This window comes from Desulfuromonas sp. CSMB_57, from assembly GCF_020194955.2.
GTDB lineage: Bacteria > Desulfobacterota > Desulfuromonadia > Desulfuromonadales > Syntrophotaleaceae > JAFCIY02.
The window spans coordinates 32,487-48,461 of sequence record NZ_JAFCIY020000030.1 but is presented as its reverse complement, the minus strand read 5'-3'; the positions used below and the strand labels follow the sequence as shown (position 1 = coordinate 48,461).

Annotated in this window: 10 protein-coding genes and 1 tRNA gene; 4 read left to right on the top strand and 7 right to left on the bottom strand. The window is 63.5% G+C overall.

From position 1 onward, the window contains the following. The first annotated feature begins 33 nt into the window (after window positions 1–33). The 4 genes from JQN68_RS09380 (at window position 34) to JQN68_RS09365 (ending at window position 5,564) form a co-directional block, all read left to right on the top strand. Window positions 34–606: a DUF305 domain-containing protein gene (locus tag JQN68_RS09380; protein ID WP_225073533.1), complete on the top strand. Its 573-nt coding sequence runs from the start codon at window positions 34–36 to the stop codon at window positions 604–606. After that, a complete protein-coding gene (locus tag JQN68_RS09375) occupies window positions 603–3,098 on the top strand; it encodes a heavy metal translocating P-type ATPase (protein WP_249621139.1) in 2,496 nt (831 codons plus the stop codon). Before JQN68_RS09380 ends, JQN68_RS09375 begins: the two co-directional genes overlap by 4 nt. Window positions 3,099–3,128: 30 nt before the next feature. Next, on the top strand, window positions 3,129–3,761 hold the full coding sequence (locus JQN68_RS09370) for a DUF502 domain-containing protein (protein ID WP_225073531.1): 633 nt from the start codon (window positions 3,129–3,131) through the stop codon (window positions 3,759–3,761). Between the two features lie 126 nt (window positions 3,762–3,887). Further along, window positions 3,888–5,564, top strand: a complete 1,677-nt coding sequence (locus tag JQN68_RS09365) for a Na/Pi cotransporter family protein (RefSeq protein ID WP_249621138.1) — start codon at window positions 3,888–3,890, stop codon at window positions 5,562–5,564. Window positions 5,565–5,661: 97 nt separating this feature from the next. Here the strand turns inward: JQN68_RS09365 and JQN68_RS09360 are convergent, their stop codons facing one another. From JQN68_RS09360 to JQN68_RS09330, 7 genes are all read right to left on the bottom strand, one after another. Next, on the bottom strand, window positions 5,662–6,102 hold the full coding sequence (locus JQN68_RS09360; RefSeq protein WP_225073458.1) for a nucleoside 2-deoxyribosyltransferase: 441 nt from the start codon (window positions 6,100–6,102) through the stop codon (window positions 5,662–5,664). A gap of 86 nt (window positions 6,103–6,188) precedes the next feature. Further along, window positions 6,189–7,292, bottom strand: coding sequence for a glycosyltransferase (locus JQN68_RS09355; RefSeq protein WP_225073457.1), 1,104 nt, complete (start codon window positions 7,290–7,292; stop codon window positions 6,189–6,191). A gap of 115 nt (window positions 7,293–7,407) precedes the next feature. After that, a tRNA-Leu gene (locus JQN68_RS09350) sits at window positions 7,408–7,494 on the bottom strand. Between the two features lie 107 nt (window positions 7,495–7,601). After that, window positions 7,602–9,263, bottom strand: coding sequence for a glycosyltransferase family 4 protein (locus JQN68_RS09345; protein WP_225073456.1), 1,662 nt, complete (start codon window positions 9,261–9,263; stop codon window positions 7,602–7,604). A gap of 138 nt (window positions 9,264–9,401) precedes the next feature. After that, the gene (locus tag JQN68_RS09340) at window positions 9,402–10,805 is read right to left on the bottom strand and encodes an MBL fold metallo-hydrolase RNA specificity domain-containing protein (RefSeq protein WP_225073455.1); all 1,404 of its coding nucleotides are present in this window, start codon (window positions 10,803–10,805) and stop codon (window positions 9,402–9,404) included. 345 nt (window positions 10,806–11,150) lie between these two features. After that, a complete protein-coding gene (locus JQN68_RS09335) occupies window positions 11,151–14,633 on the bottom strand; it encodes a YhaN family protein (protein ID WP_249621137.1) in 3,483 nt (1,160 codons plus the stop codon). Further along, window positions 14,630–15,892: a metallophosphoesterase family protein gene (locus JQN68_RS09330; protein WP_225073453.1), complete on the bottom strand. Its 1,263-nt coding sequence runs from the start codon at window positions 15,890–15,892 to the stop codon at window positions 14,630–14,632. Before JQN68_RS09330 ends, JQN68_RS09335 begins: the two co-directional genes overlap by 4 nt. Window positions 15,893–15,975 lie beyond the last annotated feature (83 nt).

Sequence of the window (15,975 nt, the reverse complement as noted above, 5' to 3'; positions counted from 1 at the left end):
GAGTTCTCCCTTCCCTGCCGAAAGGATTCGTCCATGCGCCCGATGCCCCTGCCGCCCCTGCTGGCCGGCTGCCTGCTGGCATTTCTGACCGCCCTGTCCCTCTCCAACACGGCCTTCGCCCAAAACGATCACGCCCACCATCCGCCCCGGGTGCAAAGCGGATTGCCCTACGATGCCCTCTTCATCGACAGCATGATTGGGCATCATCAGGGCGCCGTCGAGATGGCCAGGGCTCTGCAGAATCAAACCCGACGCCCTGAACTGCTGACCATGGCCGGGGCGATCATCGATACCCAACAATCCGAAATCGAGTTCATGACCGAACTGCGTCGGCAGCTGTTCCCGGATCTGCCGATGACCTCGGGACTGGCCATGGACATGGGCGCCATGGCCGTTGCCCCCGAGGACGGGCGCCCCTATGAGCAACGCTTCCTCGAAGCCATGATCTCCCACCATGAAGGGGCCATCGCCATGGCCGGGGAAGCTCTGCAGTTGGCCAAAAATGCCGACCTGAAGGACCTGGCGGCGGAGATCATCCGTGCCCAAAAGGATGAAATCGCCACCATGCGTCAATGGTTGCGCGACTGGTTCGGGGTGGCTCCATGAGTGTGGAACAGATCCAGCTACCCATCGGCGGCATGACCTGCGCCTCATGTGTCCATCATGTTCGCCAGGCCCTGCTCAAGGTTCCCGGTGTGTCGGACGCCGCAGTCAACCTGGCCGGAGAGCGCGCCGCCATCCGTTTTGATGGCGAGCAGGCCACTTTGAACGATCTCATCGCCGCGGTACGGGCGGCCGGCTACCACGTGCCGGAGCAACGCCTGCAGTTCGAGGTCAACGGCATGCACTGCGCCAGTTGCGTGGCGCGGGTCGAAAAAGCCCTGCGCCAACTGCCCGGGGTGCTGGAAGCCCAGGTCAATCTCGCCACCGCCCGGGCCGGCGTGCGCCATGTTCCGGGATTGGCGCAGGTGGACGATTTCCGCCGGGCGCTGCGGGAGATCGGCTTCCAGTACCGGGCTCTGGATGACTCCCCGACCATCGACCAGGAGGCCGAAACGCGGGAGGCCCTGGCTCACCGCCAGGCGCTTCACGCCATGCTGCTGGCCTGGGCCTTCACCCTGCCTTTGATCCTCTGGATGATTCCCGACATGGTGTTCGGCATCGTCTGGCCGAGCATGACGGTCATGCATCTGGGCATGATCCTGTTGGCGGTCCCGGTGCTGTTCTGGGCCGGTCGCAAGACCTTTATGGCGGCCTGGCGTTCCGCCCGCCACGGCGCCCCCAACATGGACACCCTCATCGCCCTGGGTGCCGGCGCGTCCTTCATCACCGGACCGGCCCATTTCCTCCTGCACGTGCCCAACTACGCCGGCATCGCCGCCATGATCATGGCCTTTCACCTGACCGGCCGCTATGTCGAAGCCCGTGCCAAGGGGCGGGCCTCCCAAGCCATCCGCAAGCTGCTGGAACTGGGGGCCAAATCCGCCCGGGTCCGTCGGGACGGCGAAGAACTGGAAATTCCCGTGGCCGAAGTTGTGCCCGGCGACCAGATGGTGGTCCGGCCCGGGGAACAGATTCCGACGGACGGCCGCGTCCTCGAGGGCCAGAGCGCCGTGGACGAATCCATGGCCACGGGGGAATCCATGCCGGTGAATCGCGGGCCCGGCGACAACGTCATCGGCGCCACCATCAACCAGGACGGCCTGCTGGTGGTGGAAGCAACCCGGGTCGGCAAGGACACCTTTCTGGCCCAGGTCATCCGCCTGGTGGAACAGGCCCAGACCACCAAAGTTCCCATCCAGGCTTTCGCGGACCGCGTCACCGCCGTCTTCGTACCCATCATCGTGGTGCTGGCCGTACTGACCTTTGCCGCCTGGCTCATTTTCCCCGGCTTCCTGCAGCCCCTGCTGGCCTGGAGCGGCGCCTTTCTGCCCTGGGTCAACCTGCACCTGAACAGCTTCACCCTGGCTCTCATCGCCGCCGTCTCCGTGCTGGTCATCGCCTGCCCCTGCGCCCTGGGTCTGGCCACGCCCACGGCCCTCATGGTCGGCAGCGGCATCGGCGCCGAAAACGGCATTCTGATACGCTCCGGCGAAGCCATCCAGGCCATGCGCGACGTCCGCATGGTGGTGTTCGACAAAACCGGCACTCTGACCCGCGGCCTGCCGGAAGTCACCGACCTGCTGCCCATCGGCGACCTGGCACAGGAACCGGATGGCGAAACCGCCCTGCTGCGCTGGGCCGCCGCCGTCGAACAGGGCAGCGAGCACCCCCTCGGCAAGGCCCTGGTGCGCGGCGCCCGGGAGCGGAACCTGACCTTGGCCGCAGTGGCGGAGTTTGCCGCCGTGCGCGGCCAGGGCGTACGCGGCCGGGTGGAATCCCGAACCGTGCTGGTGGGACGGCGCGCCTTCCTGAACCAAAACGGCATCGCCACGGACCAGGCCGAAGACCGCATGCAGCGCCTTGAAAACGACGGCAAAACCGCCATGCTGGTGGCCGTCGACGGCGACCTCCTGGGCCTCGTCGCTCTGGCCGACACCCTGAAGCCGGAAGCGGTGGCGGCCGTGCGCGAACTGAAGGAACTGGGGCTGGAAACCATCATGCTGACCGGGGATAATCGCCGCACGGCCCGTACCATCGCCGCCCAGGTCGGCATCGATCAGGTGCTGGCCGAAGTCCTTCCCGAAGACAAGCTGAATCAGATCAAGCAGTTGCAGGCCCGTGGCAGCGGCCTGGTGGCCATGGTCGGCGACGGCATCAACGACGCCCCGGCCCTGACCCAGGCCGATGTCGGCATCGCCATCGGCACCGGCACGGACATCGCCATCGAAGCGGCGGACATCACCCTGGTGCGAGGCGACCTGGACGGCGTTATCGGCGCCTTCAAGCTCTCCCGCGCCACCTACCGCAAGGTGGTCCAGGGCCTGTTTTGGGCCTTTTTCTACAATATCGTCATGATCCCCCTGGCCATTGCCGGCATGCTGCATCCGGTCCTGGCGGAAATTGCCATGGCGACCAGTTCCGTGTCCGTGGTGGCCAACGCCAACCTGCTGCGCCGGGTTTCCATCCGTCCGGCTTATCGTCTGTCAAAAAAGTGACCCATTTCCCCATTTCGGAGTCCGCCCATCATGTTCAAAGGTATCGGCAAGATCATGTTTCAAGGCCTGGTAGCCATGCTGCCGGCCCTATTGACCATCTATATTCTTTACTGGCTGGTGCGTTCGGCGGAAATGGTCCTGGGGTCGTTTCTGGAAATCCTGCTGCCGGAAGGCTGGTATCTGCCCGGCATGGGATTGCTGGTGGGACTGGCCGGCACCTTGGTGCTCGGCATCCTGCTCAACGCTTTTTTGGTCCGCAGAATGTTCGATTTGAGCGAATCCCTCATGAACCGCATCCCCCTGGTGAAAACCCTGTACGGTTCCCTGAAGGATTTTGTCGGCTTTTTCGCCACCAAGCGGGAAACCCAATTCAACCAGGTGGTGGCACTCGATCTGGAATTCGGCGGCCTGCCCATGCGCATGATCGGGTTCGTGACCCGCAGTGATTTTCATGGCTTGCCGCAAGGCATCGGCAGCGACGGCGAGGTAGCCGTCTACCTGCCCCTCAGCTACCAGATCGGCGGCTACACGGTCATCGTGCCGCGCTCCCGCATCACCCCCATCGACATGTCCACCCACCGGGCCATGGGCTTCGTCGTTACCGGCGGTTTGACCACCGACAAGGGCCATGGCAACTTTCACGGGCCGGAAACGGGACACTAACCTTGCCGGCGCTGCAAACTCCGTCTAAAAATACTTGCGCTCAAAAGTCATCAAGCGTATTACTATGCGCGCAAATTCGCCGTGGCGATGGCACCTTGATACCCTCCTCCGTGGGAGATCGACACCATGATTGAACCATTCAAGATGGGCTATACGGTCCTGGGCGGCCTCGGCATTTTCATCCTCGGGATGAAATTCCTGTCGGAAAGCCTGCAGATGCTGTCCGGAGGGCTGATCCGCAAAGCCATCGCTTCCGTTACCACCAATCGCATTTTAGCGGTGCTGGTCGGCTTGAGCGTCACCGCCTTCGTCCAATCCTCCTCCATCACCACGGTCATGGTCGTCGGCCTCACCAACGCCGGCCTGATGCAACTCAGCCAGGCCATCGGTGTGATTCTGGGTGCCAACATCGGCACCACCATCACCGGCTGGATTCTAGCGGTCAATATCGGCAAATACGGCCTGCTGCTGGTCGGCCTGGCCATCTTCCCCATGCTCTTTGTAAAAAATGAACGCATCTCGGGCATCGCCAAGGTTGTGGTCGCCCTGGGCATGATCTTTTTCGGTCTGGAAATCATGAGCGGGGCGTTCAAGCCACTGCGCGATGCGGAGGGGTTCAAAAACCTGATGCTCCTCCTCGATGCCCGCTCGCTGCCGAGCCTGCTTGGCTGCGTCGCCATCGGTTGCCTGATGACCATGGTCATTCAGAGCAGTTCGGCCATGCTCGGCATCACCATCGCCCTCGCCGCCACCGGCGCCATCCCCATGCAGACCGCCGTGGCCCTGGTTCTGGGTGAGAATATCGGTACGACCATTACCGCCCAACTTGCCGCCCTCGGCAGCACCTTCACCGCCCGGCGGGCCGCCATGGCCCACACCATGTTCAATCTTTTGGGAGTCCTTATCGTCCTCGCGGTTTTTGCCCCCTTCATCGGCCTGATCGAGACGGTTGTCCCCGGAGCGGCCGATTACGTGAATCAGGAAGGAAGCCGGCCTTACATCGCCGCCCATATCGCCTTCGGCCACTCGCTGTTCAATATTACGGCAACCCTCATCATGTTGCCCTTTCTTCAATACTTGGAAAAGGTGGTCGTTAAAATCGTACCGGAGACCGGCGAGAAGGGAAAAGGACCGTTCAAATACTTCGGTCCCCCCGGCAGCATGCCGGTGGCCATGGGCGTTTCAATGGTTCATGAGGAACTCAAAGGGATGCAGAAGCGCGTCCACAAGGCCCTGCGCCATGTCGGCAGCCTGCTGCAGCCGGATTTGAAGGGCCGGGAGCGGTTTTGCCAGAAAGTAAAAGCCATCGAGGAAGAGACGGATATCATGCAGAAGGAAATCACCACCTTCACCGTCTCCCTGATGCAAGCCGGCCAGGCCGGCCTGGAGCAGGCGGATCGGGCCTATGCCTACATTCGCGCCGCCGACGAACTGGAATCGATTACCGACTACGCGGCCTCTCTGGTCGCCTACTTGAAGCGACTGGAAAAGAACGACCTCGATTTCAGCAAAGAGGCCTGGAAGGATTTGGAGAATTTCCACGCCAGGGTTTTTGCATTCTTTATTCTGGTGGCAAAAACTCTCCACGGCGAGGACAGCGGCAGCAAGAGCGCCGTGCGGGAGGCCGCCAACCGGCTCAACGAGATGGCCGACACCATGCGCGATGCCCACCTGGACCGCATGAAGACCGGCTCCTGCGGTGCCTTGTCGGCGCTCATCTTCAGCGACATGGCCATCGCCCTGCGCCGCATCAAGAACCATACCGTCAATCTCTACGAGGCGCTGGCATTTGAAGCCCGGTGAGACGAGTCATTGCAAGGCCCAGGGCTATGGGGTATGGCCTGGCGGCTTAACTCTGGCCAGGCCCGCGGCGGCGCGCCTTGCCGACAACCAAAATCTCTCAGAATTTCTTGACACGACTGACCGCATGAGACACTAGGGCGGCGTCCAGCATCGGCCACAGCTCGGCATGGGAAGCATACCGCAGGACAGGGATCCGGGGATTGCCGGCAATCATGGCGGATAAGGGATTTTCCGCCCGCGAGTCATACAGCGCCAGCACCGGGATGCCGAGACTTTCCGCCAAGGCGATTTCATACCCCACGCCGATGGACGGTTGCGAAACGTCGGCAATCAGCAGATCCGCCTCCCCGATCCATCGCACATCCCTGGCATAAATGGCCGCGTCATCGACGCCTTCTCCGCTTGCGGGTGCGTTGCCTGGCTCGAAATGCTCTGAAATGACCTCGCCGTAGCTCTGCAGAAAGTCGAGCACCCGCAGATAACTTGCCCGATACTTTCCGCCACCGCGAATGGATCCGGAAAAGAATATTTTCACCATGAGTCCTTACCTTCCCACGCCAAAAATCCACGCGTAAGTTTCCCTGCCATCTTCTGCGCCGCCACTCCCAAGGTCTCGGGTACGGATCAGGAGGTGGCCCCCCATTCCCGGCCGTGTCCGACCCCACAGGGCGAAAACCGGTTGTCGTCCCGGTCACTGAAGGTCGAAGGGAGACAGGGCCTGGCTGGAGCGGCCAGAAGACGACGGTAGATGTGCTCCAATTGAAGAGCTTCTTCCAGCCGGGAACGGACAGTCGGCGTGGGCCGGGACAATCGGCGGCGCCAACCGGGATGTTTTGCCAAGCCTACGGCCTGCCGAACGAAATCCTGGGCGGAACCGTAAAGCCATCCCTGGCATCCCGGCTCGAAGGCCCCCCGATTGCCGGGGATGTCCCGAGCCAGCACCGGCACGCCAAGACCGGCGGCTTCCTGCAAAACGCTGGAGAACCCTTCGCTGCAGGAATTGTTGAGGACCACGTCCGCCGCCTGCATGACGCTCGGCATGGCCGCTACCGGAACCTCTCCCGCATACAAGGCCCACGGACGGCCGCGCAGAGCGCGAAAAAAACTCATGCTGTAATCCGCATCCAGTATCGGACCGCAGAAAACCAGGCGGCAGCGCTTGGCGCGGACGACCCGGTCGAACATCAACAGCAACTCCAGATTGCCTTTGACCGGTCGCACGCCGGCCGGATGCAGAAACAGCACCGCTTCCCGAGGGATTTTCAACCGCCCTCGAAGGTCGAAATACTCGCCCTCGAAGGTCACCGCCGGCGGCACATGATGCAGTTTGGCCGACCAGTCCGGAAACTCCAGGGCCAAAGCCTGACAGGTTACGGGATGGATGGTGATGATGGCCCCGGCAGCTGCCAAAACCTGCAGAATGATGGTCCGCTCTTGGGGACTGTTCAGGTCGTGGTTGACATCGGTGCCGGTCAGGGTGACCGCCAAAGGGATATGGTACGCAGAGTGGCAGGCCAGCCAAGGTTTGCCGCTGCGGTAGGCGTGCAGCAGGTTGACCACGTCCGGCGCAAAGCCTGCCACGGTCTTTTCCAGGCCCTCCCCCGGTTCCGCCACTTCGACAATGCGAACGGTATGGCCAAGGGCTTGCAGGCCTGTTTGCTGGCGGCATGCAGCCACCCAGTTGCCTGTTGTGCGGGGTTGACGGGGAATGACGATCAGGATGCGCACAATGGCTCTCCACGGTGACCAGTTGCTTCCGGTGTACCCTGCTCTGCACAGTTTATCAGGCCGGCCCCAAAACAATAAAGCCCGTAATCATCACGATTACGGGCTTTTTGTTTTGTGGTGCCGAAGGGGAGACTCGAACTCCCACGACCCTACGGTCACTAGACCCTGAACCTAGCGTGTCTACCAATTCCACCACTTCGGCTTGAAGCGAGACAACTTATAACAAATGGCCGATTCCGATGCAACAAAAAAATTCGGGCATCGCGAAAGATTGTCAGAGGTTGCCGGCGGTGCCGGCAAGATCCGGGGTCACCCCAACATGCCGCGCAACACGAAGGTCAGCAGCACCCCGTGCAAACCGAGGAAGACCCAGCGAAACACGGGTTGGGCCTTAAAGGCCAAGAGCTTGCAGGCGGCAAACAGCACCAGTCCCTTGAACAGCACCTCGGGCAGGCGGATGGCCAGCTGCAGGTCCGGAGCGAGCACCGCCAGGGACAGGCACATGGCCAGCAACAGAATGTCGAAGGAAGCCCGAAAACTGAAGGGCTCCGCCTGCCGAAACAGGATGCGCAGGCCGATGAGCGCGGCGCTGAACACGAACAGCAGATTGACGAAGGACTCGGGCAGCATGGCGGATGCCATCCGCGAGGAGTTAAACTGTTCGGTCTGGAAGGCGATGAGCATGCCGGCGCTGAAAATCAGAGCCAACAGGAAGGGGTGGCGGTAATTGCGGGTCATCAAATAGGTCAGACCGCTGACGGCCAGCAACAGGGAGGACAACAGGGTGATCTGCCCGTCCACATGGCCCGGATTGGCGATGGTGTACATCAAAAACAGGGCCAGGGCCGCCGCCAGCAACAGATCGGTCTGGGCAATCCAATGACTCAAGGCCTGATAAACGGCCGTTTCGCGCAGGCTGCGCTCCGAGTCGCGCCGGAACAGGCTCAATCGGTCGCGATAATGCAGGGAAACCCGCAATCCCAGGTAAAACAGCAGAGACAGGGACAGGTACAGAAACAACAGGACGTGGGACGGCAGATGGTGCAGCAGCAGGGCCACCATGACCCAGAACAGGGTCATGCCGTGAATGATGATCACCGTGAAACGGTGGTTGAAACCGAGATCCAGAAACCGGTGGTGGACATGAATGCGATCCGGTTGAAAGGGGTTGCCCCCTTTGAGGACCCGCTCGGACATGACCCGCACCGTATCGACAATCGGCAGGCCCAGGATGATGAAGGGGATGACGGGTTTGACTTCGGCAGCGGGCCCCTGGGTGAGGTAGATGGCCAGAAAACCGAGCAGAAAACCCACCGTCAGACTGCCCGCGTCGCCCATGAAGATGCGGGCCGGATAGGCATTGTAGCGCAGAAACCCGAACAGGCCGCCCATGAGTCCGGCGCACATGAGCATCACCGGGTCGTTGCCGCCTTCCATGGCCAGCACCAGAAAGGCACCCAGGGCAAAGGTCGAAAAACCGCCGGCCAGTCCATCCAGGCCATCCAGCAGGTTGATGGCGTTGACCACGCCGACCATGGCGAACAGGGTGAAGGGCACGCCGATCCAGACCGGCAACACGATGTATCCGGTGCCGAACAGGTTGCCGAGATGGGCGATATAGAGGCCGCCCACGGCCATGGTGACCAGGCAACCCAGGATCTCCCCAATAAATTTACGCTTGGCGGAGAGGCCGTAAAGATCGTCGATGAGCCCGGTCATGAACAGGATCAGGGCACCGGCCAGGATCCCCCGCACCTCGCGGCCGATGCCGTCGAACAGCAGGACGGAGAACAGGAACGCCAGGAAGATGGCCACCCCGCCCAGACGCGGCTTGGGCCGGACATGCACCTTGCGCCGGTCCGGAACATCGAACTGACGCTTTTCGATGGCCCACCGCCGCAACCCCGGCACCATGACCAGGCTGACGAACAGGGCGGTCATGAACACGTAGAACAGCTTGAGCATCTCCATGGAAGAACCTCCTGCGCGCAGGGTTCATTGCTCTTGCCCGCAACAATATTCCTGCAAAAAACAAATTGCAATAATTTTAATATAATTTTCTATCCAAACAGATGGCGGCGCCGCACTCCGGCCTGGAACCGGTTTTTTTCAACATTCCACCCTGCCCTCACCCAGAATTTCTTCGAGGGCCGCCTTCAGGGCCTGCCGGGCCGCGAACTCTCCATGCACGAGGCGTACCCGTTGCGGCCAATGGCGCATGCGCCCCACGAAATTGACCAGATTGAACTGGTCCCCGTGGGCCGAATAGCCCGCCAGCGTATGCACCTTGGCGCGAATGGGATAGCGCTCGCCGTCGAGCAGAACATAGCCGCCGCGCGGCCCGTACACCTGGATATCCCGGCCCGGGGTACCCCGCGCCTGATAGCCGACCAGCAGCACATCGGTGCGCGGGTCACCGAGCAGCGCCTTGAGATAATTGACGATTCTGCCGCCCTGGCACATGCCGCCGGCGGCGATGACCACGCAGGGGCCGCCATGGGCGGTCAGATGTGCGACCTTGCGCTGGTGCTCGGCGTGGTCGTCGATGGTGGTCAGCTGTGGAAAAGACAGGGGCTTGCGACCGCCCTGCAGACGCCGGTGGGCCTCGGCGTCCCAGAACCGGCTCATGTTCCGGTAGACCGCCGAGAACCGGTTGGCCAGGGGCGAATCCACAATGATTTCCAAATTTTGCCAAGTGAGGCCGGAATTATCCGACGGCTTGCGGTGGGCGTGAAGGATCCCTTCGAGTTCATACAGCAGTTCCTGGGTGCGACCGATGCTGAAGGCCGGCACCAACACCACGCCGTTGTCGGCCAGTGCGGTTTCCAGGACCTGTTGCAATTGTCGGCGCCGCAGCCGCCGTCCTGCATGCAACCGGTCGCCATAGGTGCTTTCGAGCACTACCACATCGGCCCGCCAGGGAGGTCGGGGAGCCGCCAACAACGGCGTGTGCGGCGGCCCCAGATCGCCGGAAAACATCACCAGAGTATCCGGCCCCGGTCGCTGGCCGCCCAACCGGACCATGACGTAGGCGGAACCGAGGATATGACCCGCCGGCTGCAGCCGAATCGCCAGAGTCTCGGCAGTCCCGGTGTCAATATTCTGCCAGGCACCGTAGGCTAAAGGCTTGATCTGCCGTTGCAACCGAGTCAAAAACTTGTCAAGCAGCTGCCGATCCCGGGTGACCCCGACCCGCAGGGAGTCTTCCAGCACCAGGGGCAGCAACTCGGCGGAGGGTTGACTGCAATAGATCGGCCCTTCGAAACCGGCCGCCAGCAGGTAGGGAATACGCCCCACATGGTCGATATGCACATGGGTCACCACCAGGGCGCGCAGGTGTTGGACGGGAAATTCGATGGCCAGGCGCTGGGCGCCGGCCCCCTGCCCCGACTCCTCTTCGCCCTGAAAAAGCCCGCAATCCACCAGCAGGCCGGCGCCGGAGGCCAGTCGCAGCTCGTGACAGGACCCGGTGACGCCGTCCACGGCGCCATGATGCAAAATTTGGAAAGACATGGGCAGACAACCGGAGGATGTTCGGTACAAGAAAAAACGAATGAAGCAGCGCTCATGGTTTCACAGAGGGGAAGATTTGTCAATTCTAAAAATATGACCTGGTTAGACACTTTTCTCATGTTATGTGTTGTCGGAGACCGACCTTGGGCGCAGAAGCTCGCCTTATGGTCAGTGAAGAGGTAGCGAACGGTTGTCGTTGTCGTCATGGTAATCGTAGCCGGTCCATGAATCGATTACGAGTACGAGTACGATTACGAGTACGAGAAGGAGAAAGTACTGCCTCGGCTGGAGCCGGGGGCATAAACAAATAATAGTTACGAACCGCGGCCGACCGCCGCCCTGCTGTTACAGTTCCAGAATCTGGCAATCCAAGGCCGTACCGGCCCGGACCGCCTGGCGGTGGTGGGTGAACAGGATGACCTGGTTTTTTTGCGCCAGGCGGTTCAGCGCCTTCAAGGTTGCCAGGGTGCGGTCATCGTCGAAATTGACCAGGATATCATCGACGATGAAGGGGATGGCCGGGTGCCGATCCAGGCGATGTTCGAGGGAGGCCAGGCGCAGGGCAAGGAACAGCTGATCCCGGGTGCCGGAACTCATGCCTTCCACGGCCACCCGATGGCCGTTGCCACGCATGCCGACGATGACCGGCTCCCCCTTGTCACCCACATCGGTGCGCAGTCCGGCAAAGGAATGCAGGGTCAATTCGGCGAAGTAGGCTCCGGCCAGGGCCAGCACCGGATCCTGATGCTCGGTCCGGTACCGTTCGATCTCCTCCTCCAGGACCCGGGCCGCAATGCGCAGGCGTACAAAACGCTCGGCCAGACGGCGCATGCGCGCCAGGCAGGTTTGGGCTTCTTCGGCCTTCAGAGCGGCGGCGGCGTTGCCGTCCATGCGCTGCAACTCGGTGCGTTCTTCACCGACCTGCTGATCCAGTTCACTGATCCGCCGATTAACCTCTTCCAACTCTTCGCCCAAGGCCTGCACCTGGCCCGGCAGGGCATCGGCGTCCACCTGGCCGGCCAAACCCTCGAACTCGGCGAGGGGCATGCCGCCGGCCAGTTGCAGCAGGCGCCGATCTTCCTCGGCGAGGCGGGCCTCGAGGGCCTGCCGTTCCTGCCAATCGCGCAGGGCCGTCTCCAGTCCGTCCGCGGATTCGCATCCGGCCAGGGTGCAGAGATCGGCCAACTCGGTCCTGACCGCGGCCAGCACGCCGCGCTGGCGGCTGAGTTCGGTCTCGACCCTGCGCAGGCTTTCCCGGCACCCCTCCAGCATCACCTGCTGGGCGCGGGCCCGTTCCAGCAAGCCGTTGAGCTGCTCCATGGCCGGCTCGATGGGCAGTGTCGCAAGGTCGGGGGCCACATGCCCCAGCAGCAGTCGCACCTCTTCCTGCAACCGGTCGTTGTCGCGCTGAATGCCGGCGGCGCGTTTGGCGAATTCAGCGGCTTTGTCCAAATGTTCCAGGCAGGCGGACAGACTTTCGAAAAAATCGTCCACATCGCCGGGAGCGGCCTGGGGCGGCAAGCCCAGCTCCTGCAGAGCCTCGGTCCAGTTCCGTCGTGCACGGTCCAGACCGTCATGGGCCTCCCGTACCGCCTCGGCCGCCGCCGGCAAGGCGGCCGTCAGAGCCGTCCATTGGCGCTGCAGGGTCTGCTGTTCCCGGGCTTGCGCCTCACTGCGATCCCGTTCCTGCTGCGCCAGATGGAGGATCGGAGCCAGGTCGGGGCCGGCCGGCGCCGCCACGCCCCGCTGCGCCAATGCCCCCGCCAAGTTCCCTCTGGCCGCCTCGCGGCGCGCCGCCAGACCCGCCAGTTTCTGTTCCTGACACAGGAGTTGCTCCGCCTGCCCGCGCAGCTTGTCCATGCGGGCCAGCCAGGGCGCCATTTCCTCCGGCGACAGGGGCCGCACCCCGCAGGGCCGCCAGAGCTCCTGCCATTGCCGCTCCTGGGCCGCAGCCTGCTCTGCCAGCACCGGTCGTGCCGTCGCCAGGTCTTCCAGGGCCGCGCGGGTCGCCTCCTGTTGTGCCAACAGATGGGCGTATTTATGCACCCGGGCCGCCTCGCGGCGCAGCCGATCGGCCGTCGCGTCGGCCTGCACCAGGTTCTGCTCGAAGGCCTCGGGCAACGGCAGCTCGGGATGGTAGGCGCTGGCTTCCGCACCGATCTCCTCCCCGTCCAGCCATTGCCGGCGCAGTAGCTGCCAACCCTGGTCCCGCAACCGCCGCAGCCGCTCCAGCTCCCTTTCCGTGGGTACCTCGCCGGCATTCTCGATGGCGGCGATCTCCAACCCGAGACGAGCCTGCTCCTGCTCCAGTTCCTGCCGCCGGCGGTCCAGTTCCAGCTGCGCTTCCCGGCCGGTCCGCCGGTCGGCCAGGAACCGGGCGACGGATTCCTCCAGGGGCAGCGGCAAGGCCGCCAATTCCTCAGCCGTCCCCTGCCATAGCCCCAAGCGACGCACCGCCACCCGCAGTCCTTCGCGCTCCGCCTGCGTTTCCCGGCCGCGTTCGGCCAGCTCCCGGTCCACCTCGCCCAATTGCTGCGCCGCCGCCAAGGCGGCTTTCAAGGGCTGCACATCGACGGGTTCGGCAAGACTCTGCAAGGAGTTCTGCAATGCCTCCCGCTCCCGTTCCAGGCGCCGCAACTCGCGATCGGCCTCATCGGCCCGCTGTTGCAGCAGGGGCAGGCGCGAGCCCAATTCCTGGATGCCCCGCCGACGTCGCAGCAAGGGCCGCAGGGCCTCCGCCCCTGCCAGATCGAGATCCGGGCGCAGTTTTCGCAACAGCTGTCCGGCGGCGGTCTTTTCCTGGACCCGTTTACCCTCCAGCAACGGCAGGTCGCGCAATCCCTTGCGGTATTCGCCGAGGCGCTGATGAAGCCGGCCGATGGTTTCCGCCTGGTCCAACAAGGGGGCATCGAGCTGAATGCCGGCGGCCTGCTGACGCAATTCCTGGCACCGCTCCTCCGCCGCGGCCAGCTTCTGCCGCGCGACGGTGAAGCGTTCCTCCACGTCGCGCCGGCGGTCGGCAAAATCCGCCGGCAGGGGGCGAACCCGCTGCAGGTCCGCCAGTCGCCGCCGCAGTTCCCGGCGCGCACCGAACACCGGCAGGGCCTGCAGCAGGCGCTCCAGGCGCCGTCGCTCGCCATCGAGTTCGCCGCGTCGCAGACGTGCCCGCTCCAACTCCTGCAGGGCCTGCCGCAACGCCTGATCGTGCTCCTGCCACTGGCGTCCGGACAGGGACAGTCCCTTGATATCCTCCTTGAGGGCGGCGAATTGCCGCAGTTCGCTGTTCAGCAGCGGCTTGGCCGCACGCGCCTTGTAGATCTCATCGCTGTCCGTCTGCAGCCCGGCCAGTACCTCGCGCAGGGCGGCAAAGCCGGTGCCGGCGGCAAACAGGGTGGTGCCGGCGCCGCCTTTTTCCAGCAGGATATCCGTCGCCCCCTGGACCAGGCTTTCATGATTGAGTCCGAACAGCTTTTCGAAGGTCGCCAGGTCGATGCCGTGCAGCAGGGCCGCCGGCAGGGCCGGGTCCAGAGGATGGCCCGCGGCATCGAGGAGATCGGCCTTGCGGCGTTTGCGCCGGGCGAAATACAGCTGCCGCCCCGCCTCTTCCACCAGACCGGCCACCAGCAACTGGTCGTTGGGGTGGAGGAAGTTGTCGCGGGTGCGCTCCTCAAAACCGTACAGCCAGGCCTTCAGGGCGCGCAAGGTACTGCTCTTGCCGGCCTCGTTGGGGCCGTACACCAGGTGCAGGCCCGGTCCGTCGCCGGAAAAATCCAGCACCTTGCCGGTAAAGGGGCCAAACGCCCTCAGCTCCAAGCGCCGGATTCTCATGCCACCCTGCCCTGCCCCAGCAGCCGTCCCAGGAGCAGTTCGCGCACCTCCTCCTGCAGCTCGCCGAGGCGCTCCGGATCGCGGCAATCGAACGGATCGCCGTCACCGGTCAATTCGACCGGCAGCCGGCTGCGCAATTCGGCCAGTTCCCCGACGCCCATGGCCGCCGGTCCGCTCAGAGTCAGGTCCTGCACCGCCCGGATCAGGCCGGCCAGGGGCGAATCCTCCTCCAGCCCGGTCCACGGCGTCGCCACCGGGCGGGTATCCAGCATCAACTTCTCCAGCCAGACCGAGCCCAAGCCGGCGGCCAGCGCGCGGCATTCCTCCGTCCAGCGGGCCAGGTTGCGGTGCAGTTCATGGTGCAGACAGGTGGCGCCGGCCAGCCGCAGGCGCAGGGCCACGACGCGGCCGTCGGCCTGGCTGAGGGCCGCCTCGAAATGCCCCTGAACCTTTTGCAAGAGGGTGTCGAGGCTGTCGCAGCCGGTCACATCGAGGCGGCATTCCTGCCAGCGCAGGACATCCAGCTGGCATTCCGCCACATCCTGGACCCGCCCTTCCTCGACGCTGACCAAAACAGCGCCCTTGCTGCCGGCTTCGCGAATGTGCCGGCCCTGCAGACACCCCGGAAACACCACCCAGGGCGTCTGGGAAACCACCTCGCGCTGGTGAACGTGGCCCAGGGCCCAATAATCGTAGCCCTTGCCGGCCAAAATGGCGAGGGAGGTGGGCGCATAGGGTTCATGGCCGGCACGGCCGTTGAGGGCCGTGTGCAACAAGCCGATGTTGAACAGCCCCGGCAGGGCCGCCGGGTAGGCCGCCGCCATATCCTCGCGATTGTCGCGACGGGCGTAGCCCTGGCCGTGAATCGCCACCCCCAATGCATCCAGACGCACCGTTTCCGGGTGGCGGGTGGCAAAGACATGAACGTTGTCCGGAGGACGCAGGGCGCGGGCGATGACGCTGGCGGCGTCGTGGTTGCCGGATATCAGAAAGACCCGGATCCCCGCTTCCCGCAGGCGCCCCATGCAGCGGGCAAAAAACAGCGCGCTGTGGTAATCTTTCCATTCCCCGTCATAGATGTCCCCGGCCAACAGCAGAAACGCCACTTGCTCCTCGATGGCCCGGTCGACCAGGTTCTCCAGGGCCCGCCGCGTGGCACCCCGGATCTGGTCCAGGGGTGCATCGGGATAGGCTTCGAGACCCCGCAGGGGGCTGTCGAGATGCAGGTCGGCGGCATGCAGAAAGCGGAATGTGGACATGGATGGATCATTCCCGGACCGGTAGAAAAGAATCGCTGAACCCGATCCGCACTCTACCGAAGGGAGGGGGAAGTTGCAAGGTC

Bases quoted from the DNA above. Each gene is read 5' to 3' on its own strand.
- JQN68_RS09380 (WP_225073533.1), top strand. From the start codon at position 34: ATGCGCCCGATGCCCCTGCCGCCCCTGCTGGCCGGCTGCCTGCTGGCA.
- JQN68_RS09375 (WP_249621139.1), top strand. From the start codon at position 603: ATGAGTGTGGAACAGATCCAGCTACCCATCGGCGGCATGACCTGCGCC.
- JQN68_RS09370 (WP_225073531.1), top strand. From the start codon at position 3,129: ATGTTCAAAGGTATCGGCAAGATCATGTTTCAAGGCCTGGTAGCCATG.
- JQN68_RS09365 (WP_249621138.1), top strand. From the start codon at position 3,888: ATGATTGAACCATTCAAGATGGGCTATACGGTCCTGGGCGGCCTCGGC.
- JQN68_RS09360 (WP_225073458.1), bottom strand. From the start codon at position 6,102: ATGGTGAAAATATTCTTTTCCGGATCCATTCGCGGTGGCGGAAAGTAT.
- JQN68_RS09345 (WP_225073456.1), bottom strand. From the start codon at position 9,263: ATGGAGATGCTCAAGCTGTTCTACGTGTTCATGACCGCCCTGTTCGTC.
- JQN68_RS09340 (WP_225073455.1), bottom strand. From the start codon at position 10,805: ATGTCTTTCCAAATTTTGCATCATGGCGCCGTGGACGGCGTCACCGGG.
- JQN68_RS09335 (WP_249621137.1), bottom strand. From the start codon at position 14,633: ATGAGAATCCGGCGCTTGGAGCTGAGGGCGTTTGGCCCCTTTACCGGC.
- JQN68_RS09330 (WP_225073453.1), bottom strand. From the start codon at position 15,892: ATGTCCACATTCCGCTTTCTGCATGCCGCCGACCTGCATCTCGACAGC.